Consider the following 18,160-nt stretch of genomic DNA (forward strand, 5'->3'; position numbering starts at 1 on the left):
GGCCCCCCACGTAGCCCGGATGCACTCCGGGAATCCCTGGCACAGCATCCACGGATTGCATCCGGGCTACGGATTACTGCTGCCGGATCAGCGCTGAGCCATCGCAGGATAGGCGACGCTTCATCCGCCGCCCCAACCGCCTCTGTCGCGGCTAAAGCCCCTCCCACAGGTCATCAACCTGTTAGCTGAGTGCTGTGAAAACAGCTTTTGTGGGAGGGGCTTTAGCCGCGATCTTTACGAACGATCAGCAGGCCTCGATACGAAAGCCCCAACGCGGGAAGTGCACGTGCACGGTGCCGGCACGCTCGTCTTCGCGGCGCAGAATCAGCTCCTCGCGCCCAGCGAACACCAACTCGCCTGCCACCGGGTCGACGCCATAGTCGACCGCCGCGATGGTCACGCGCTGACCGGCGCTGAAGCCATTGGGTTCGTTGAATACCTCATCGGGCAGCGCCGCCGGCGTCGCTTCGCGCGCCACGGCAATGGCCTGCTCGCCGCTCATCTCGCTGAGCGCGCCATGGCCAAAGCCCAGCACCCGGGCCAACCAGGCCGCTACGTCCGGGTACTCGTCCACCAGCGCTGCCGTGACCGGCGTACCGCGCAGGAACCACAGCGGATGCGCGACGGCGAAGTCGGCAATCGAGGGCTCGCCAAACAGGAAGTCACCACCGCCCTGCTGCAGTTGCTGCTGCAGGCGCCCCATCAGCGCCGGCCACTGGTGACGCGCTTGCTCCAACGGCAGACGGCTGGCCGTACCGCCCGAAAACAGGGCCGCACGATCGGCCGCGAAAGCCTTGGCGAACTCCGGCGGCACCTTGGCAAAGCGCACGGCCATGGACTCGGGGGCAAACACCAGCGACACCGTATGCTGGAACAGCACCGAATCGGCCCACTGGGCGAGGGTCGCGACATTGAAGCCCTGCCCTTCCGGGAACAGCGGCGGCGTGCTCTTCTCCGCTTCCAGACGGCGGGCGATCAGTGCGGTGTCGCAGTAGATGTCGGCACCGACCTGCAACACCGGCGTCTTGCGGTAGCCACCGGTCAGCGCGGTCAGATCCGGCTTGGGCATCACAGGCGGGATCATCACCGAGCGCCAGGACAGTTGCTTGAAGCCCAGCAGCAAACGAGCCTTCTCGGCAAATGGAGAGGTCGGGTAATGGTGAAGAATCAGCTCGTGCATGGCGCGCTCCGCGTCAGTTCGAAAGCGTCCAGCTTACCCCTGCCGCCCACGCACGCACACCGCCTCAGGCTGATGAATCGCCATCAACGGCCAGAATGAGCGCCTCTTTGGCACTTTTGCTCAGGCGCTTGATCGCCCGTTCGCGGCGCAGGGCATCGCCCTTTCCGGCACAGGCCTCAACGTAGGCCAGCGCCAGCGCCGGGCTGGTATGAAAGAAACGCGCGCCCTTGCCACTCTGGTGCTGGGCGAAGCGTCGCTGCGGGTCATCGCTGATACCGCAGTAGAGGGCGCCGTTGGCGGCACGCACCAGGTAGACGAACCAGGGCTTTTCCAGTGCCGCCGTCATCCGCGTGCCGGAAACCACTCACGCGCCGAGCGCCACAGGCACATGCCGACGAAATAGGCCGAGGCGGCGAACCACAGGCCCAGTACCCACATCGAATTGTGCGGGTACTGCACAATCAGCAGCGCGCTGGAGAGCATCCAGACGAAGGTCACGACGATGTTCAGCGGCATGAACTGGCGTACGCGGAAGGGATGCAGAAACTTCATCTTGGTCAGGGTCAGAGCAGCCAGCAGCACGATCATGCCGAGAGTGACCCAGGGGTGTACGTCAAGAATGTAGAAGTACAACACCACCACGTTCCAGGCCGCCGGGAAGCCGACGAAGTAGTTGTCCTTGCTCTTCATGTTCAGGTTGCAGAAGCAGAACAGCGACGACAGCAGAATCAGCCCTACGGCAAACAAGGGGGTGTAGTCAGGGAGCGGGATGAAGCGATAGAGGAAGATCGCCGGGATGAACACGTAAGTCAGGTAGTCGATCACCAGGTCCAGGGTCGAGCCGTCAAAGTGCGGCAGCACGCCCTTGACGTCGTAACGTCGCGCCAGCGAACCATCGAGCCCGTCGACCAGCAGCGCCAGCCCCAGCCACATCAGGCATTGTTTGGGCTGGCCGTCGAGCACGGCAAGCAGTGCCAGCAGGGCGAGAATCACCCCACTGGCAGTGACGGCATGCACCCCCCAGGCCTTGGCCTGTTTTACGGCTACGATCAGTTCGGTCACGGCAGGTCTCGATTGGCAGTGGAGAGGCCGCACCCCATGTGCGAACTCTCTTATTGAAGGCTAAGACCGGCTAGCCTACCACTGCGTTCCTTCACACGCCTCAGCGAGTACCGCGAAACTGGGCCAGACCGCGTGCCGCTTGTCGACGAATGGCAGCCTGAACCGGTGGTGCCCAGCCCAGCAGCAGCCCTTTGCCACCCAGCGCCTGACGGGCCCAACGCCAGAGATCGAAATGATCGCGATGCTCGACGATCAGCCCGTCGCGAAACACGAAGCGCGCCTGGATAGTGTTAACCACCTGACGACCGGTGGCGCTGAACCGGTAGCGGGCGACCCAGCGGGCACTGCCGGCATGGTCATCGGCGTGTACCGAGTCGAAGGTCAGCGAGAAGCCTTCGGCTCGGCTGCAGAGCATGCGCCACATATCGCTCGCCTCAGCACCGCGCAGGCCGATGAAAACCGGATCGGAGAAATGCACGTCCTCGGCGTAGCAAGCTGCCATGGTTTCGGCATCGAGCGCCTGGAAGGCGCTGTAGAAGCGCTGGATCAACTCGGCGTTGGGGTGGCTCATGGCTCGCTCCTGCGTGCTCGTTGGTGAATGCAGCCTAGTCTGGGCGCAGGAGGAGCATGCGGCGATTGGCTATAAAGACGACTTTGTGTCAATAATCGCCAACCCCATTCGAGCTCATGGTCATGCTGCGCATCGCCTTGTACGTCTGCCCGCAAACCGTCTGTTCCAGCCTGAGCATGGCCCAGGACGCCTTCAGCCTGGCCAATCGTCTGGCCGGTACGCCACATTTCGAGCTGCTGCGTTTCAGCCTCGACGGCCAGCCCGTGCAGTTGGAGTTCGCGCAGATTCAGGTCGATGGTGGCCTGCCGTTGGCCGAACAGGCCGACCTGCTGATAGTGCCTGCAACGGGCAGCGCCATTGCCCGCACCCTGGACAGCAACGCCAGGCTTCTGCCGTGGCTGGCCCGGCGTAACCGGCAGCAGGTGGCGAGTCTGTGCAGTAGCGCCTTCCTGCTGGCCGCTGCCGGTTTGCTCGATGGTCGCCACGCCACCACCCACTGGGCGCTGGCCGAGGCGTTCGCCCGCCACTTCCCCCAGGTGAAACTGCGCAGCGACCTGCTGCTGACCGAAGATGGCCTGCTGTTCTGCTCCGGTGGCGCCCAGGCCGGGCTCGACCTGTGCCTGCACCTGATCGCCCGGCATGCCGGCGAATGGCTGGCGCAGCAGGTCGCCGGCGCCATGGTGATCGAACGTCAGCGCGGCACGCAGACCCGCTTCGCGCCGCTGCTGCCGAGCAGCGAAGATATAACCCTGGCTCCATTGCTGAGCTGGCTACGCGAACATCATGCCGAAGCGATCGATCTCAACCGGTTGGCGCAGCAAGCCCACTGTTCGGTGCGCACCTTGCTGCGCCGCTTCAAACAGGCGACCGGGCTGACCCCTGGCGATTATCTGCTGCGCCTGCGCATCAGCCTGGCGCAGCAGGCACTGGCCGATTCGGCGCAATCGCTGGAGCAGATCGCCGGCCAGGTCGGGTTCGCCGACCGCGCGAGCTTCGCCAAGCGCTTCAAGCAACTGTGCGGGGAAACGCCCGGCGCCTTCCGCAAGCGCATGCGCCGTGGCTAGAAACGAAAAAGGGAGCCCGAAGGCTCCCTGATCCAGGGTGCGGTACCGACTCAGTGCAGGATCTGGCTGAGGAACAGCTTGGTGCGCTCGTTCTGCGGGTTGGTGAAAAAGGCATTGGGCTCGGCCTGCTCGACGATCTCGCCCTTGTCCATGAAGATCACCCGGTTGGCCACGGTACGGGCGAAGCCCATTTCGTGAGTCACGCAGAGCATGGTCATGCCGTCTTCGGCCAGGCCGATCATGGTGTCGAGAACCTCTTTCACCATCTCCGGGTCGAGGGCCGAGGTCGGCTCGTCGAACAGCATGATCTTCGGCTTCATGCACAGCGCCCGGGCAATCGCCACGCGCTGCTGCTGACCACCGGAGAGCTGCCCCGGAAACTTGCCCGCCTGCTCGGGAATACGCACGCGCTCGAGAAAGTGCATGGCGATTTCCTCGGCCTGGCGCTTGGGCATCTTGCGCACCCACATCGGCGCCAGCGTGCAGTTCTGCAGCACGGTCAGGTGCGGGAACAGGTTGAAGTGCTGGAACACCATGCCCACTTCGCGGCGAATCGCCTCAATGTGCTTGAGGTCGCTGGTCAGCTCGGTGCCATCGACGACGATGCGGCCCTGCTGATGTTCTTCCAGGCGATTGATGCAGCGAATGGTGGTGGACTTGCCCGAGCCGGACGGCCCGCACAGCACGATACGCTCACCCGGCTGCACGCTGAGGTTGATGTCCTTGAGCACATGGAACTGCCCGTACCACTTGTTCACACCCTGCAGCAGGATCATCGGCTCAGCGCTGGGTTGTTTGATTGCTTCACTCATGACTCACTCCTAACGCTTGTGGCCGGTATCCAGCTTCCGCTCGAGATGGAGCGAATAGCGGGACATGCCGAAACAGAAAATCCAGAAGATCAGGGCGGCGAACACGTAGCCTTCGGTGGCCATGCCCAGCCACGCCGGGTCGGTGGTCGCCTGCTTGATGCTGTTGAGCAGATCGAACAGGCCGATGATGATCACCAGACTGGTGTCCTTGAACAGGGCGATGAAGACGTTGACGATGCCGGGGATGACCAGCTTGAGCGCCTGCGGCAGAATCACCAGGCCCATCATCCGCCAGTAGCCAAGGCCCATGGCCGCAGCCGCTTCGTACTGACCTTTGGGAATCGCCTGCAGGCCACCACGCACGGTTTCAGCGATATAGGCGGACTGGAACAGGATCACCCCGATCAGCGCGCGCATCAGCTTGTCGAAATGCATGCCTTCGGGCAGGAACAACGGCAACATCACCGAGGACATGAACAGCACGGTGATCAACGGCACACCGCGCCAGAACTCGATGAAGGTGACGCAGATGACCTTGATCGCCGGCAGGTTGGAGCGTCGCCCCAGCGCCAGCAAAATGCCCAGCGGCAGAGCACCGGTGATCCCCACGTAGGCGATCACCAGGGTCAGCATCAGGCCGCCCCACTGACTGGTGGACACCACGCTCAGGCCGAACACGCCACCGTGCAGCAGACACCAGGCGATGACCGGGTAGATCACCAGCAGCGCCAGGCCGTAAAAGGCCTTGCGCGGCATCTGTGGCACGAACAACGGCGCAGCACCGACGACGGCCAGCCAAAGGGTGGCATCTACGCGCCAGCGCAGTTCGCTGGGGTAGAAGCCGTACATGAACTGGCCGAAGCGCTGCTGAATGAACACCCAGCAGGCGCCTGACTGGGTGCAATCGGCACGGGTACTGCCTACCCAGTTGGCGTCGATGAAGGCCCACTGCAAGAGCGGCGGCACAATCAGCCAGATCAGGTAGGCGGCCAACAATGTCAGCAGGGTGTTGAACCAGTTGGAGAACAGGTTGGCCTTGAGCCAACCTACTGCGCCGACACTCATGCGCGGCGGTGGCAGGTCCGGTTTGAATGTATGAGTCTGCATGGCTGCTCCTTACCGCTCAGTCAGCGCGATGCGCTTGTTGTACCAGTTCATCAGCAGGGAAATGCTGATACTGATTGCCAGGTACACGCTCATGGTGATGGCGATCACCTCGATGGCCTGGCCGGTCTGGTTGAGTACGGTGCCGGCGAACAGCGACACCATGTCCGGGTAACCGATACCGGCCGCCAGCGAGGAGTTCTTCGCCAGGTTGAGATACTGGCTGGTCAGCGGCGGGATGATCACCCTCAGCGCCTGCGGAATGATCACCAGGCGCAGGGTGACGCCCGGGCGCAGCCCCAGCGAACGCGCAGCCTCGGTCTGGCCATGGCTGACCGCCATGATCCCGGAGCGCACGTTCTCGGCGATGAAGGCTGCGGTGTAGATGGTCAGCGCCAGGGTCAGAGCCATCAGCTCGGGAATCATCACCCAGCCGCCACGGAAGTTGAAACCGGTCAGCGCAGGTACGCTCCACTGCAGCGGATTGCCCGCAACGAGCGCAGTCAGACCGGGAATCACCACGATCAGCGCCAGCGATGTCCACAGCAGAGGGAAGATCTGGCCCGTCGCCTCACGGCGCTTTTTGGCCCAGCGCCCGAGGGCGATGATGCCGACGATGGTCGCCAGCACGGCCACGGCGAACACACCGAAGCTCTCCGAGGGCCCCGGCGACGGCATGTACAGACCGCGACTGTTGAGGAAGAAGGTGTCCCCGAGTTCGAGGCTTTGCCGAGGCCCCGGAAGCGCGAGAAAGACCGCGAAGTACCAGAACAGGATCTGCAGCAACGGCGGAATGTTGCGGAAGATCTCGATATAGACGGTGGCCAGCTTGCTGATCAGCCAGTTCGGCGATAGCCGCGCCACCCCCAGCAGAAATCCGAGGATCGAAGCCAGCACGATGCCGATGAAGGACACCAGCAAGGTATTGAGCAGGCCGATCAGAAAAACGCGACCGTAACTGTCGCTTTCCGTGTAGTCGATCAGATGCTGGGCGATACCGAACCCGGCACTGTTATTGAGGAACGCGAAGCCGGAAATGATTCCGCGCTTCTCCAGGTTGGCCTGGGTGTTCTGGAAGAGAAACCAGCCGAGCGCCACAACGGCAGCAACGGCAATAATCTGGAAAGCCCAGGCGCGCACCTGCGGATCGTTCAGAAGCGATCCTCGCGGGCGCGGGGCATTAGCAGTCGTTTGCATGACAACCCTCACGGAAGCCCCGGCCGCACGCAAGCCAGCCGGAGTTCACTAAATCGGAAACGACAGCGGCAGGCACTAGGCCTGCCGCTGTGGACGGTCAACGCACCGGCGGTGCGTACTGCAGACCACCCTTGTTCCAAAGGGCGTTGAGACCACGCTCGATCTTCAGTTCGCTGCCGGCGCCTACGTTGCGGTCGAAAGACTCGCCGTAGTTACCGACCTGCTTGACGATCTGCACGACCCAGTCTTTCGGCAGTTTGAGGTCTTTGCCGAACTCACCTTCAGCGCCCAGCAGACGGGCGACATCCGGGTTCTTGGTGGTTTTGGCGGTTTCTTCGACGTTGGCCGAGGTCACGCCCAGTTCTTCGGCGTTGAGCATGGCGAACAGGGTCCAGCGCACGATGTCGAACCACTCTTCGTCACCCTGGCGTACGACCGGGCCCAGCGGCTCCTTGGAGATGACTTCCGGCAGTACTACGTACTCGTCCGGATTGGCCAGCTTGATGCGCTGTGCGTACAGCTGCGACTGGTCGGAGGTCAGCACGTCGCAACGACCGGCTTCGACCGACTTGGCGCTTTCGTCAGAGGTATCGTAAGTAATGGGGGTGTACTTCATGCCGTTGGCACGGAAGTAGTCGGAGAGGTTCAGTTCGGTGGTGGTACCGGCCTGGATGCAGACGGTAGCCCCGTCCAGCTCCTTGGCACTGGAAACGCCCAGCTTCTTGTTCACCAAGAAACCCTGACCGTCGTAGTAGTTGGTACCGGTGAAGTTCAGGCCCAGCGCCGAGTCACGCGAGCTGGTCCAGGTGGTGTTGCGCGACAGGATGTCGACTTCGCCGGACTGCAGCGCGGTGAAGCGCTCCTTGGCGGTCAGCGGGCTGTACTTGACCTTGGTGGCGTCACCGAAGACCGCAGCTGCAACAGCGCGGCAGACGTCGACGTCCAGACCCAGGTAGTTACCTTTTTCATCGGCGTAGGAGAAGCCAGGCAGACCGTCGCTGATACCGCACTGCACGAAGCCTTTCTTCTGCACTGCATCCAGAGTGGCGCCTGCCTGAGCAAAGCCACTGACACCGAGCACAGCTGCGGTGGTCAGCACAGCCAGGGTGGATTTCACCATCTTCATCAAAAACCTCCAGTTGCTCTTGTTGTGTTGGAGTCTCAGTCCTGCTTCCCCACCCTTTTGAGGCACGCGATCCGCTGGCAGCAACGGCATCGACGAGAAGTTCGAACGTCAGGTGGGAGTCTAGTCGGCTTAACCCTCTGCTGGCCAACCGCTCCTACCCAGCCCATTGGTTGAACGGGCCTGAGACGGATCGTCATCCGTCTGGGCGATCAGCGCCCCGACGGTCTATTAGGAACCCCACACAGCAGATTCCTGCCTGTTGAGCGGTGCGCGATGGCACAGTGTTACCGTTAGCGCACCACGTCGTCAGTTCATATGAGCCATAGCAAGCCTCGTACCAGCACATGGCAAATGGCCGGATATGCAAGGGTCAAGAGCAAAAGTTGCACCCGTGCGACAACTTCTTCACAGATTAGCCAAGCCTCGCGCAAGGCGCCGCCCTAAATTAAGGCGCCCGCACCACACTGGAGCTACCAATGACCGCACCCATGATTTTGCAGCCCCCACAACCAGCAGACGCCAGCGTGATCTGGCTGCATGGGCTGGGTGCTGACCGCTACGATTTCCTTCCAGTCGCCGAGATGCTGCAGGAGCGCTTGCCCAGTACGCGCTTCATCCTGCCGCAGGCGCCCACCCGCCCGGTGACCATCAATGGCGGCTGGAGCATGCCGAGCTGGTACGACATCCTCGCCATGACTCCGGCGCGCGCCATCGATCAGGCGCAGATGGAGGAGTCGGCCGATCAGGTCATCGCCCTGATCGAGGCCGAGCTCGCAAGCGCCATCGCCCCCGAGCGCATCATCCTCGCAGGCTTCTCCCAAGGCGGCGCGGTGGTGCTACACACTGCCTTTCTGCGCTATCAGGAGCCCCTGGGCGGCGTACTGGCACTCTCGACCTACGCGCCGACTTTCAGCGCTGAAATGCCACTGGCGGATACAAAAAGACAACTGCCGGCGCTGTGTTTGCATGGCAGATTCGACGACGTGGTGACCCCCGACATGGGCCGCGCCGCATATGACCGCCTGCACGCCTGTGGAGTACCGGTGCAATGGCGTGACTATCCGATGGCACACGAAGTGCTGCCGGAGGAGATTCGCGACATCGCCGAATGGCTGGGCCAGCTACTGACCGACTGACCGAACCGAAGAGACGCACGATAAATGAGCACAGCGCCCCTGATTCGTACCCTGCAGGACATCGAGAAGATCGAGAGCACCCCGCTGAGCGATCGTGGCCTGCCCGAAAGCACCTTTGAGCTGATCCGCCGCACGGCGCAGGCCAATCCCGATGCACCGGCACTCTCGTTCATCCTGCAAGGCACGGCCGAAGAAACGCCGCTGCGTCTGACCTACGCCGAGTTGCTCGGCAAGATCACGCAGACGGCCAATGCCTTTCATCGCCTGGGTCTGCGCCCGGGCAAGGCGGTTTCGTTCCTGCTGCCCAATCTGCCGCAGACCCACTACACCATCTGGGGTGGCGAGGCGGCCGGCATCGTCAACGCGATCAACCCGTTGCTCGAACCCGAGCACATCGCCGAGCTGATCCACGCCTCGGACTCCGAGTTGCTGGTGACCCTGGCGCCCTTCCCCGGCACCGAGCTGTGGGACAAGGTCGACGCCCTGCGCGATCGCTTGCCGGCACTCAAGGCGATTCTCTGCGTGGACATGGCCAACTTGCTGCCCGAGCTGCAACGCAGCGCGATCAAGGCGCAGCGCGGCCCATTGCCCGAAGGCGTGCTGGATTTCGACGAGACCATCGCCGCCTGCCCGGCGGATCACCTGGAAAGTGGCCGCGTGATCGCTGCCGACGACATCGCCAGCTATTTTCATACCGGCGGCACCACCGGCACGCCGAAACTGGCGCCGCACAGCCACGGCAACGAAGTGGCAATGGCCTACAGCATGAACCTGGTCACCCGCTTCGGCGTCGGCGACGTGACGCTCTGCGGTCTGCCACTGTTCCACGTCAACGGCGTCATCGTCACCGGTCTGGCGGCCTTCATCGGCGGCGCTGAAGTGCTGCTGGCCACCCCGCAGGGCTATCGCAACACCAGCTTGATCGGCCATTTCTGGAAGGTCATCGAACGCCATAAGGTCAGTTTCTTCAGCGGCGTGCCGACCATCTATGCCGGCCTGCTGCAGATACCCAGCGAAGGCCACGACCTGTCCTCGCTGAAGTACGCCCTGTGTGGCGCCGCGCCGATGCCGGTGGAGCTGATTCGCCAGTTCGAGGCCAAGACCGGTCTGACCCTGATCGAGGGCTACGGCCTGACCGAGGGCACCTGCGGCAGTTGCGCCAACCCGCCGGCAGGTGAACGCCGGCCGGGCTCCATCGGCCTGCCCATGCCCTACTGCGAAGTGCGCATCAAGGTACTCGACGAGCAGGGACAATACCTGCGCGAAGCGGCGCCCAACGAGATCGGCAACCTGTGCATTCGCGGTGCCACGGTGTTCAAGGGCTATCTGCCGGCGAGCAAGAACGCCGGCATCTGGGTCGATGGCGACTGGTTCAATACCGGCGATCTCGGCCGCGTCGATACCGACGGCTACATCTGGCTGACCGGCCGCAGCAAGGACCTGATCATCCGTGGCGGACACAACATCGACCCGCAGATGATCGAGGAGGCGCTGCACAAGCACCCGGCAGTGGCCATGGCTGCCGCGGTCGGCAAGCCCGACGAGAAGGCCGGCGAACTACCCGTGGTCTACGTCCAGCTCAAACCCGACGCGCAAGCCAGCGAGGCCGATCTGCTGGCGCATGCCGCTGCCCATATCCCCGAACGCGCTGCCATACCCAAGGACGCCTGGATCATCGAGGCAATTCCGCTGACAGCAGTGGGCAAGACCTTCAAACCGGCGCTGCGTTTCGATGCCATCGCCCGGGTTTACCAGGCGGCTGTGGCCGAGCTGCATCCGGCTGCCACGGTCGAGGTGCTGAGTGACGACAAGGCCGGGCAGCTGGCCCACATCTACCTGCCAACTCAGGATCAGACATTGGCAGCCGCCATTGGCGAGCGCCTGGCCGGCTACGCGGTGGGCCATCGCATCCACTTCATGCCGTGACTGAAAACGCGCAGGGACGCGCGCCAGTTAACAACCTCGTACATTAGTGCAACCGCTGGTCGGCCGAGCTTTGCCACGCCCGAGTGCCGGGAATACTGTCTAAAACCATCCGTAGACACGACAGGGAGCGTTGACGGTGCCCTCAGGCCTATTCGCTCGGCCAGGCCCGACGAGATCGCGATGAAACCGGCGCACTGGCAGGCAGACCTGCAGCAAGTTCAGCACCTGCGACTCTTTCAGAATGTCGCCACCAGCAGCCTGAATCAGCTGCTGCTGGAATTTCGCGCCTGCGAGCTGGAAGCTGGCGAAGTGCTGCTCTCCCCATTCAACCGCAACCAGCACCTCTATCTGCTGATCGAGGGGCAGCTGCGCGTCTACCTGGGTTCACTGGACAACCAGCCCGTGAGCACCCTCGAAGTCGGCGACTGCGCCGGTGAAATCAGCTTCATCGACAACGAACACCCTTCCGCCTATGTGGTGGCCGAACGTCCCTCTACCGTGCTACGCCTGCATCGCGAGTCGCTGGTCGCATTGTTCCAGCACTCTCCGCAGATGATGCAGAACCTGCTGGAACTGCTCTGCGAACGCGTGCGCCAGGGCAACCGGCAGATTCTCGACAGCGAGCAGAATGCCAACGTCGACACCCTCACCGGCTGCTTCAACCGGCGCTGGCTGGATCACGTGTTCGAGCGCGAAAGCACCCGCTGCGCCTTCAACGACGACCCCATTTCGCTACTGATGCTGGATGTCGACCATTTCAAGGCTTACAACGACCAGCACGGCCACCTCGCGGGTGACTACGCACTGTGTCTGGTCGCGCATACCCTGCGCAGCCAGTTACGCCCCAAGGACAGCCTGATTCGATTCGGTGGCGAGGAATTCGTCATTCTGCTGCCGGAGATCGCCGCTGAGGACGCACGCAGCATCGGTGAACGCCTGCGCATCAGCCTGGAGCAGATCACCTCCTTCTACTCGCCAGTCGGCGTACTGCCTGGCGTTACCATCTCCATTGGCCTGGCGCAGATGCAACATCAGGACAGCCTGCAGGGCCTGATCGCGCGTGCCGATGCCGCGCTGTACCAGGCCAAGCAGCAAGGGCGTAACTGCCTCAGCGGTTGACAGTCCAAGCGCAGCGCGCCTCGCATTCCCTGCTAGAGTGGCCGGCATAACAACACGCCTGGATGGCTCCTCATGCGCAAACTGCTGATCGCCGGACTCCTGCTCGTCCCCCTCTCCGCCCTGGCCGTTCTGGGCCTGCCCCGAGTGCTCGACGCACAGATGAACAGCGTCGCCAGCCCGCCGCCCTACCCCGCCAGCGCCAGTGCACAGAAGCTGCACCAGGGGCTGTTCGTCGCCGATCTGCACGACGACGCCCTGCTCTGGGAGCGCGACCTGCTCAAGCGCTACGACTACGGCCACTCTGACCTGCCGCGCATGCTCGAAGGTCGCCTCGGCCTGCAGGTGTTCTCCACCGTGACCAAGACGCCGCGCGGGCTGAACATGGAGAGCAATGGCGCCGACAGCGACAACATCACCCTGCTGGCCATGGCCCAGCGCTGGCCGCGGGAAACCTGGAGCAGCCTGCTGCAGCGTGCGCTGTACCAGGCGCAGAAGCTCAAGGACGCTAGCGCCGGCAGTGACGGACGCCTGGTGCTGATCCGCACCCGTGCGGACCTGGCACGCTTCATCGAAGCCTGGCAACAGGATCCGCGTCGCGTCGCCGGCCTGCTGGCCACCGAAGGCTTGCAGCCCATCGAAGGCAAGCTGGAAAACATCGACGTGCTATATGACGCGGGCTTCCGCATCGCCGGCCTGACCCACTTCTTCGATAACGAGGTCGGCGGCTCGGCCCATGGCCTGGAAAAAGGCGGGCTGACCCCGCTGGGCCGCCAGGTGATCGCACGCCTGGAAGAGAAATCCATGCTGGTGGACCTGGCCCACGCCTCGCGCCCGCTGATCGACGACGTGCTGGCCATGGCCACGCGCCCGGTGCTGGTCTCGCACACGGGCGTCGAGGGCACCTGCGCCGGCACGCGCAACCTCAGCGACAGGCACATCCGGGCCATCGCCGCCAGCGGCGGGGTAATCGGCATCGGCTACTGGAGCACTGCGGTGTGCGACACCTCGGTCGCCGCCATCGTCAAGGCCATCCGCTACACGGCGGACCTGGTCGGCGTCGAGCACGTGGCCCTGGGCTCGGACTTCAACGGCACCGTGCATACGCCGTTCGATGTCACCGGCCTGGCACAGATCACCGAAGGGCTGCAAAGCGCCGGCTTCGACGATGCCGCCATCGCCGCGATCATGGGCGGCAACGTGCAGCGCCTGCTGCTGGCCAGCCTGCCGGAAAACTGAGGCACGGGTTGCAGCCTGCTCTTGACAGACGCGAGCGAAGCACTTCGCCACGCTCGCGTCTTGCATTACACTGGCGAGCGTTCACTCCTTAACCAATCGATGAGAAGCCCGTGCTCAAAGCACTCAAGAAAATGTTCGGCAAAGCCGAAGACGAGCAGCCACAACCAGCGCCGTCACACGTAGCAGCGCCGGCCCAGAGCCGTGACGCCGAAGACAAGCATCCCCGCACGAACAAGCCCGCCCGCACTGCCAGCGAGAGCGCCGGCGAGAGCCCCGCGCCACGGCAGCCCCGCTCGCCCAAAGCCGACAAACCACGGCGCGAGCGTCCGGCCAAACCGGTGGACACCTGGAAACTGGAAGACTTCGTGGTCGAACCCGCCGAAGGCAAGACCCGCTTCCATGACTTCAAGCTCGCACCCGAGCTGATGCACGCCATCCACGACCTCGGTTTCCCCTATTGCACACCGATCCAGGCCGGCGTGCTGGGTTATACCCTCAAGGGTCAGGACGCCATCGGCCGGGCCCAGACCGGCACCGGCAAGACCGCCGCCTTCCTCATCTCGATCATCACCCAGCTGCTGCAGACCCCGGCGCCGAAAGAGCGCTACATGGGTGAACCGCGCGCGCTGATCATCGCGCCGACCCGCGAACTGGTGGTACAGATCGCCAAGGACGCGGCCGAGCTGACCAAGTACACCGGCCTCAACGTCATGCAGTTCGTCGGTGGCATGGACTTCGACAAACAGCTCAAGCAGCTGGAATCGCGCTTCTGCGACATTCTCGTGGCCACGCCGGGGCGCCTGCTGGACTTCAACCAGCGCGGCGAAGTGCACCTGGACATGGTCGAAGTGATGGTGCTGGACGAAGCCGACCGCATGCTCGACATGGGCTTCATCCCGCAGGTACGCCAGATCATCCGCCAGACGCCGATGAAGGGCGACCGTCAGACCCTGCTGTTCTCCGCCACCTTCACCGAAGACGTGATGAACCTGGCCAAGCAGTGGACGGTCAACCCGGCCATCGTCGAGATCGAGCCGGAAAACGTTGCCAGCGACACCGTCGAACAGCACGTCTACGCCGTCGCCTCCAGCGACAAGTACAAGCTGCTGTACAACCTGATCAGCCAGAACGACTGGACCCGGGTAATGGTCTTCGCCAACCGCAAGGACGAAGTACGGCGTATCGAAGAGCGCCTGACCCGTGACGGCATCAGCGCCGTGCAGATGTCCGGCGACATTCCCCAGCACAAGCGTATCCGCGCGCTGGAACGTTTCCGCGAAGGCAAGATCCGCGTCATGGTCGCCACCGACGTGGCCGGTCGCGGCATCCACGTCGATGCCATCAGCCACGTGATCAACTTCACCCTGCCGGAAGACCCCGACGACTACGTGCACCGTATCGGCCGCACCGGTCGTGCCGGCACCAGCGGCACCTCGATCAGCTTCGCCGGTGAGGACGACGCCTTCGCCCTGCCGCCCATCGAGGAGCTGATCGGCCGCAAGATCCAGTGCGAAATGCCGCCGGACGAGCTGCTCAAGCCGGTGCCGCGCAAGCACTGAGACGGCAGAGGCAGAACAAAGGCGAAGCCCTCCAGCTTCGCCTTTTTCATTTGACCCAGTTGATCGATACGCCATGCAACACTGCGACTACCTCATCATCGGCGCCGGTATTGCCGGCGCCTCCACCGGCTACTTTCTCGCCAGCCACGGCAGGACGCTGCTGCTCGAGCGCGAGACGCAACCCGGGTATCACGCCACTGGCCGCTCGGCGGCGCTGTATACGGTGGCCTACGGCACGCCGCAGGTCCGCGCACTGACCGCCGCCAGCCGTGCCTTCTACGACGCCCCTCCCGCCGGTTTCGCCGAGCACGCCCTGCTCACTCCGCGTGGCGAGCTGGTGGTGGATTTCAACGCTGACGTCGCCGAACTGCAACGCCAGTACGAACAGGCCCGCGAGCATGTGGCAGAGGCTCGCCTGCTCGGCGCTGACGAGGCCTGCGCGCTGGTTCCGGTACTGCGCCGCGAACTCGTGCATGGCGCATTGCTCGACCCCAGCGCCGCCGATATCGACAGCGCAGCGCTGCACCAGGGCTACCTGCGTGGCATCCGCCAGCAAGGCGGGGAGATTCACTGCAACCGCGAGGTGCTGTCGATCAGCCGCCACGCCGACGGCTGGCAGGTAGATTGCGCCGGGCAGAGCTATCGCGCGGACGTACTGATCAATGCGGCCGGCGCCTGGTGCGACGACATCGCGCGTCTGGCCGGCCTGCCCGGCATCGGCCTGCAGCCCAAGCGCCGTGCCGCCTTCACCTTCAACGGTCCGGCAGGCATCGACTGCCAGCACTGGCCGGCGCTGGTCAGCCTGGATGAGTCGTTCTACTTCAAACCCGATGCCGGCCTGTTGCTCGGCTCGCCGGCCAATGCCGATCCGGTGGCGCCGCACGACGTGCAGCCCGAGGAGCTGGACATCGCCCTGGGCATCCACCAGATCGAAAGCCACACCACACTGCAGATTCGCCGGCCCGCGCACACCTGGGCTGGCCTGCGCAGCTTCGTCGCCGACGGCGATCTGGTCGGCGGCTTCGATCCTCAGGCGGAGGATTTCTTCTGGGTGGCGGCACAAGGCGGTTACGGCATTCAGACCAGCGCCGCCATGGGCCAGGCCTGTGCAGCCTTGATCCGTCGCCAGCCGCTGCCGGAAGAGCTGCTGAGAGCCGGTCTTAGCGAGGCGCTGCTCAGCCCGCTGCGCCTGCGCAGCTGAGCAGTCAGCAGGGCTTCAGCCGCCCTGCCGGCCTGTGGTGCCCTCGGCCTTTTTCAGGCGGCCAGCCGCTTTCACCACACTCAACTCCAGCACTCGATCCCGACCGCCCTCGGCGATCAGGTAGCGACCATCGTCCAACGGCAGGATCGCCTGCGGCGCCTTGAGGAAGGACAGCACCGTGGTCTGCTCGCCCTGGGCATCGACCAGCAGCAGGCGGGCACGATGGGTCGAGTCCTCGCTGATCCACAGGCCCTGTTCGTCACACAGCATGAAGGTCGGGTTACGCAGCCCCTCGATCACCACCGGGTCGCGACCATCCTCGCGCAGCTCGCGAATCACCCCGGTTTCCTTTTCGCTGTAGAGCATGCGCCCGTCCGTGCAGCGGGTGATCGACTCGGTTTCCGACAGGTTGTCGCGCACCACGCTCAGTTGCCGGTCATCCCAGCGGTAGCGCCAGAGCCGGCCGTTGCCCTTGCGATCCTCGATGGCATAGAGGTAACGACCGTCGTCCCACAGCCCTTGCACCTGATCGCCCTCGAACAGCTCGGAGACCCGCTTGCCCTGCAGGAAGCTGACCGGCTTGTCGCCCGACTCCTGACTGAACACCAGGCCACCGCGCGCGCTGAGCAGGCCATCGGGTTTGGACAGGCCTTCGACCACCACTTCACGATCACCATCAGGCTGCATCAGCAGGATATTGCCACGACCATCCTGCAGCTCCTGGCTGACCAGGATGCCGCCACCCGCATCCCGCGCCAGCCCGGCGGCCTTCTGCACGCCATCGTAGGCGACGCGATACGACCAGCCGCTGGCAGCCTGTACCGGAAAGAAATACTGCCAGGCGAAGAACGTCAGGGCAGCGGAGACCAGCAAGGCTGCAGCCAGCAGTGCGTTTCGCAGAAAACGCAGGGGCATGTTCATGTTTATAGACTCGCAAAGTGTTCGTAGAGAATCGTCGCGCCCACCAGCATCAGCACCACGCCACCGAGGATTTCGGCGCGCTTGCCAACCAGTTGGCCCAGCATACGACCGAGCAACATGCCCAATGTCACCATCAGGGTGGTGGCCAAACCGATACAAAGTGCTGCGACCAATATGTTCACCTCGACGAACGCCAGGCTCACGCCGACTGCCAGGGCATCGATGCTGGTGGCCAGGGCGGTGACGGCCAGCACCCAGAAGGAATGGCGCGAGGGTTTGTCTTCAGGTGCGTCGTCATCGGCGCTCAGCCCGGCATGGATCATGTGCGCGCCGAGCCCGAGCAGCAGCACGAAGGCGATCCAGTGATCCCATTGCAGGACGAAGCGACTGGCGGCCTGGCCGATCAGCCAGCCAATCAGCGGCGTGATGGCTTCGATGCTGCCGAAGATCAACCCGGCACGCAGGGCTTCGGCAAAGCGCGGTTTGTGCAGACCCGAGCCCTTGCCGATGGCAGCGGCGAAGGCATCCGTCGACATGGCGAACGACAGAAGAAGCAGCGAGAGAGGATTCAAGGGAAACTCCAGCCGGGCCTGAGTCAACGACAAGCCACTGCGCGCCCGACCTGGCACAGGACTGTCGTTGGTCTCACCAATCCCAGCGGATGCGTTGGCCACGGCAGGTTGCCGAGAATGTTGACCAACGCGCCGACGCTGACGCGACGGCAGGCTACTCCCCAAAGAGGCGCGCAGGATAAACCCGGGCTCGCCAAGGAGGAAGTGACGGCGCCAGCCAACCGCCCAGCGGTCGTCAACGGCGCCAGCTAGCTGTGTAAACCCAGTACGTTGTTCAGTGGAAGCGGCGCTCTGCTGATCGGGGGCAGGTATCCGAGGCTGGCGTGCAGTCGGTGCCAGTTGTAGTGATGCAGCCAGGGCAGCAGGTGCGCTGC

General features: G+C 63.7%; 17 protein-coding genes, 1 pseudogene and 1 riboswitch. Of the genes and pseudogenes, 7 read left to right on the top strand and 11 right to left on the bottom strand.

Annotated elements, in window-relative coordinates:
• Window positions 1–244: 244 nt before the first annotated feature.
• The 4 genes from ACN8M7_RS23175 to ACN8M7_RS23190 all read right to left on the bottom strand — a co-directional run bounded on the left by ACN8M7_RS23175 (window position 245) and on the right by ACN8M7_RS23190 (window position 2,813).
• On the bottom strand, window positions 245–1,180 hold the full coding sequence (locus ACN8M7_RS23175) for a glutathione S-transferase family protein (RefSeq protein WP_490262298.1): 936 nt from the start codon (window positions 1,178–1,180) through the stop codon (window positions 245–247).
• A gap of 64 nt (window positions 1,181–1,244) precedes the next feature.
• A complete protein-coding gene (locus ACN8M7_RS23180) occupies window positions 1,245–1,526 on the bottom strand; it encodes a GIY-YIG nuclease family protein (RefSeq protein WP_061241087.1) in 282 nt (93 codons plus the stop codon).
• A complete protein-coding gene (gene pcsA, locus ACN8M7_RS23185; protein WP_061241086.1) occupies window positions 1,523–2,242 on the bottom strand; it encodes a phosphatidylcholine synthase in 720 nt (239 codons plus the stop codon). The genes ACN8M7_RS23180 and pcsA overlap by 4 nt, the downstream gene beginning before the upstream one ends.
• A 100-nt stretch (window positions 2,243–2,342) precedes the next feature.
• Window positions 2,343–2,813, bottom strand: coding sequence for a nuclear transport factor 2 family protein (locus ACN8M7_RS23190; RefSeq protein ID WP_490262299.1), 471 nt, complete (start codon window positions 2,811–2,813; stop codon window positions 2,343–2,345).
• A gap of 122 nt (window positions 2,814–2,935) precedes the next feature.
• Between ACN8M7_RS23190 and ACN8M7_RS23195 the strand changes: the two genes are divergently transcribed.
• On the top strand, window positions 2,936–3,877 hold the full coding sequence (locus ACN8M7_RS23195; RefSeq protein WP_490262300.1) for a GlxA family transcriptional regulator: 942 nt from the start codon (window positions 2,936–2,938) through the stop codon (window positions 3,875–3,877).
• Window positions 3,878–3,927: 50 nt separating this feature from the next.
• Here ACN8M7_RS23195 and ACN8M7_RS23200 read toward each other — a convergent pair whose 3' ends face one another.
• The 4 genes from ACN8M7_RS23200 to ACN8M7_RS23215 all read right to left on the bottom strand — a co-directional run bounded on the left by ACN8M7_RS23200 (window position 3,928) and on the right by ACN8M7_RS23215 (window position 8,116).
• The gene (locus ACN8M7_RS23200) at window positions 3,928–4,689 is read right to left on the bottom strand and encodes an amino acid ABC transporter ATP-binding protein (RefSeq protein ID WP_061241083.1); all 762 of its coding nucleotides are present in this window, start codon (window positions 4,687–4,689) and stop codon (window positions 3,928–3,930) included.
• Window positions 4,690–4,698: 9 nt separating this feature from the next.
• Complete coding sequence (locus ACN8M7_RS23205) at window positions 4,699–5,796, bottom strand: amino acid ABC transporter permease (RefSeq protein ID WP_061241082.1); 1,098 nt, start codon at window positions 5,794–5,796, stop codon at window positions 4,699–4,701.
• A 9-nt stretch (window positions 5,797–5,805) separates the two neighbouring features.
• A complete protein-coding gene (locus ACN8M7_RS23210; RefSeq protein WP_197432203.1) occupies window positions 5,806–6,990 on the bottom strand; it encodes an amino acid ABC transporter permease in 1,185 nt (394 codons plus the stop codon).
• Between the two features lie 97 nt (window positions 6,991–7,087).
• Window positions 7,088–8,116, bottom strand: coding sequence for an amino acid ABC transporter substrate-binding protein (locus tag ACN8M7_RS23215; protein WP_061241080.1), 1,029 nt, complete (start codon window positions 8,114–8,116; stop codon window positions 7,088–7,090).
• Window positions 8,117–8,592: 476 nt separating this feature from the next.
• Between ACN8M7_RS23215 and ACN8M7_RS23220 the strand changes: the two genes are divergently transcribed.
• From ACN8M7_RS23220 to ACN8M7_RS23245, 6 genes are all read left to right on the top strand, one after another.
• A complete protein-coding gene (locus ACN8M7_RS23220; protein WP_490262301.1) occupies window positions 8,593–9,252 on the top strand; it encodes an alpha/beta hydrolase in 660 nt (219 codons plus the stop codon).
• Window positions 9,253–9,276: 24 nt separating this feature from the next.
• Entirely contained in the window at window positions 9,277–11,178 is a 1,902-nt protein-coding gene (locus tag ACN8M7_RS23225) for an acyl-CoA synthetase (protein ID WP_490262302.1), read from the top strand.
• Between the two features lie 180 nt (window positions 11,179–11,358).
• Window positions 11,359–12,297 carry a GGDEF domain-containing protein gene (locus ACN8M7_RS23230; protein ID WP_490262303.1) on the top strand — a complete coding sequence of 313 codons (939 nt, stop codon included), beginning with the start codon at window positions 11,359–11,361 and terminating at the stop codon, window positions 12,295–12,297.
• Window positions 12,298–12,369: 72 nt separating this feature from the next.
• A complete protein-coding gene (locus ACN8M7_RS23235; protein WP_490262304.1) occupies window positions 12,370–13,533 on the top strand; it encodes a dipeptidase in 1,164 nt (387 codons plus the stop codon).
• 110 nt (window positions 13,534–13,643) lie between these two features.
• On the top strand, window positions 13,644–15,092 hold the full coding sequence (gene rhlB, locus ACN8M7_RS23240; RefSeq protein ID WP_490262305.1) for an ATP-dependent RNA helicase RhlB: 1,449 nt from the start codon (window positions 13,644–13,646) through the stop codon (window positions 15,090–15,092).
• Window positions 15,093–15,165: 73 nt separating this feature from the next.
• The gene (locus tag ACN8M7_RS23245) at window positions 15,166–16,293 is read left to right on the top strand and encodes an NAD(P)/FAD-dependent oxidoreductase (protein WP_490262306.1); all 1,128 of its coding nucleotides are present in this window, start codon (window positions 15,166–15,168) and stop codon (window positions 16,291–16,293) included.
• A 15-nt stretch (window positions 16,294–16,308) separates the two neighbouring features.
• On the opposite strand, the gene ACN8M7_RS23250 is transcribed toward ACN8M7_RS23245, so the two are convergent.
• The 3 genes and pseudogenes from ACN8M7_RS23250 to ACN8M7_RS23260 all read right to left on the bottom strand — a co-directional run.
• The gene (locus ACN8M7_RS23250) at window positions 16,309–17,214 is read right to left on the bottom strand and encodes an SMP-30/gluconolactonase/LRE family protein (protein WP_490262307.1); all 906 of its coding nucleotides are present in this window, start codon (window positions 17,212–17,214) and stop codon (window positions 16,309–16,311) included.
• Between the two features lie 2 nt (window positions 17,215–17,216).
• On the bottom strand, window positions 17,217–17,786 hold the full coding sequence (mntP, locus tag ACN8M7_RS23255) for a manganese efflux pump MntP (protein ID WP_490262308.1): 570 nt from the start codon (window positions 17,784–17,786) through the stop codon (window positions 17,217–17,219).
• A 5-nt stretch (window positions 17,787–17,791) separates the two neighbouring features.
• Window positions 17,792–17,956, bottom strand: a riboswitch (yybP-ykoY riboswitch).
• Between the two features lie 78 nt (window positions 17,957–18,034).
• A pseudogene (locus ACN8M7_RS23260) lies at window positions 18,035–18,160 on the bottom strand (IS481 family transposase); the annotation flags it as partial.

Source organism: Pseudomonas spartinae, assembly GCF_965197125.1.
Taxonomy (GTDB): Bacteria; Pseudomonadota; Gammaproteobacteria; order Pseudomonadales; family Pseudomonadaceae; genus Aquipseudomonas; species Aquipseudomonas composti_A.

Coding starts and splice junctions, on each gene's coding strand:
- ACN8M7_RS23175 (WP_490262298.1), bottom strand. CDS start 1,180: ATGCACGAGCTGATTCTTCACCATTACCCGACCTCTCCATTTGCCGAG.
- ACN8M7_RS23200 (WP_061241083.1), bottom strand. CDS start 4,689: ATGAGTGAAGCAATCAAACAACCCAGCGCTGAGCCGATGATCCTGCTG.
- ACN8M7_RS23180 (WP_061241087.1), bottom strand. CDS start 1,526: ATGACGGCGGCACTGGAAAAGCCCTGGTTCGTCTACCTGGTGCGTGCC.
- ACN8M7_RS23250 (WP_490262307.1), bottom strand. CDS start 17,214: ATGAACATGCCCCTGCGTTTTCTGCGAAACGCACTGCTGGCTGCAGCC.
- ACN8M7_RS23230 (WP_490262303.1), top strand. CDS start 11,359: ATGAAACCGGCGCACTGGCAGGCAGACCTGCAGCAAGTTCAGCACCTG.
- ACN8M7_RS23210 (WP_197432203.1), bottom strand. CDS start 6,990: ATGCAAACGACTGCTAATGCCCCGCGCCCGCGAGGATCGCTTCTGAAC.
- ACN8M7_RS23245 (WP_490262306.1), top strand. CDS start 15,166: ATGCAACACTGCGACTACCTCATCATCGGCGCCGGTATTGCCGGCGCC.
- ACN8M7_RS23205 (WP_061241082.1), bottom strand. CDS start 5,796: ATGCAGACTCATACATTCAAACCGGACCTGCCACCGCCGCGCATGAGT.
- ACN8M7_RS23225 (WP_490262302.1), top strand. CDS start 9,277: ATGAGCACAGCGCCCCTGATTCGTACCCTGCAGGACATCGAGAAGATC.
- ACN8M7_RS23220 (WP_490262301.1), top strand. CDS start 8,593: ATGACCGCACCCATGATTTTGCAGCCCCCACAACCAGCAGACGCCAGC.
- ACN8M7_RS23235 (WP_490262304.1), top strand. CDS start 12,370: ATGCGCAAACTGCTGATCGCCGGACTCCTGCTCGTCCCCCTCTCCGCC.
- ACN8M7_RS23190 (WP_490262299.1), bottom strand. CDS start 2,813: ATGAGCCACCCCAACGCCGAGTTGATCCAGCGCTTCTACAGCGCCTTC.
- ACN8M7_RS23215 (WP_061241080.1), bottom strand. CDS start 8,116: ATGAAGATGGTGAAATCCACCCTGGCTGTGCTGACCACCGCAGCTGTG.
- ACN8M7_RS23195 (WP_490262300.1), top strand. CDS start 2,936: ATGCTGCGCATCGCCTTGTACGTCTGCCCGCAAACCGTCTGTTCCAGC.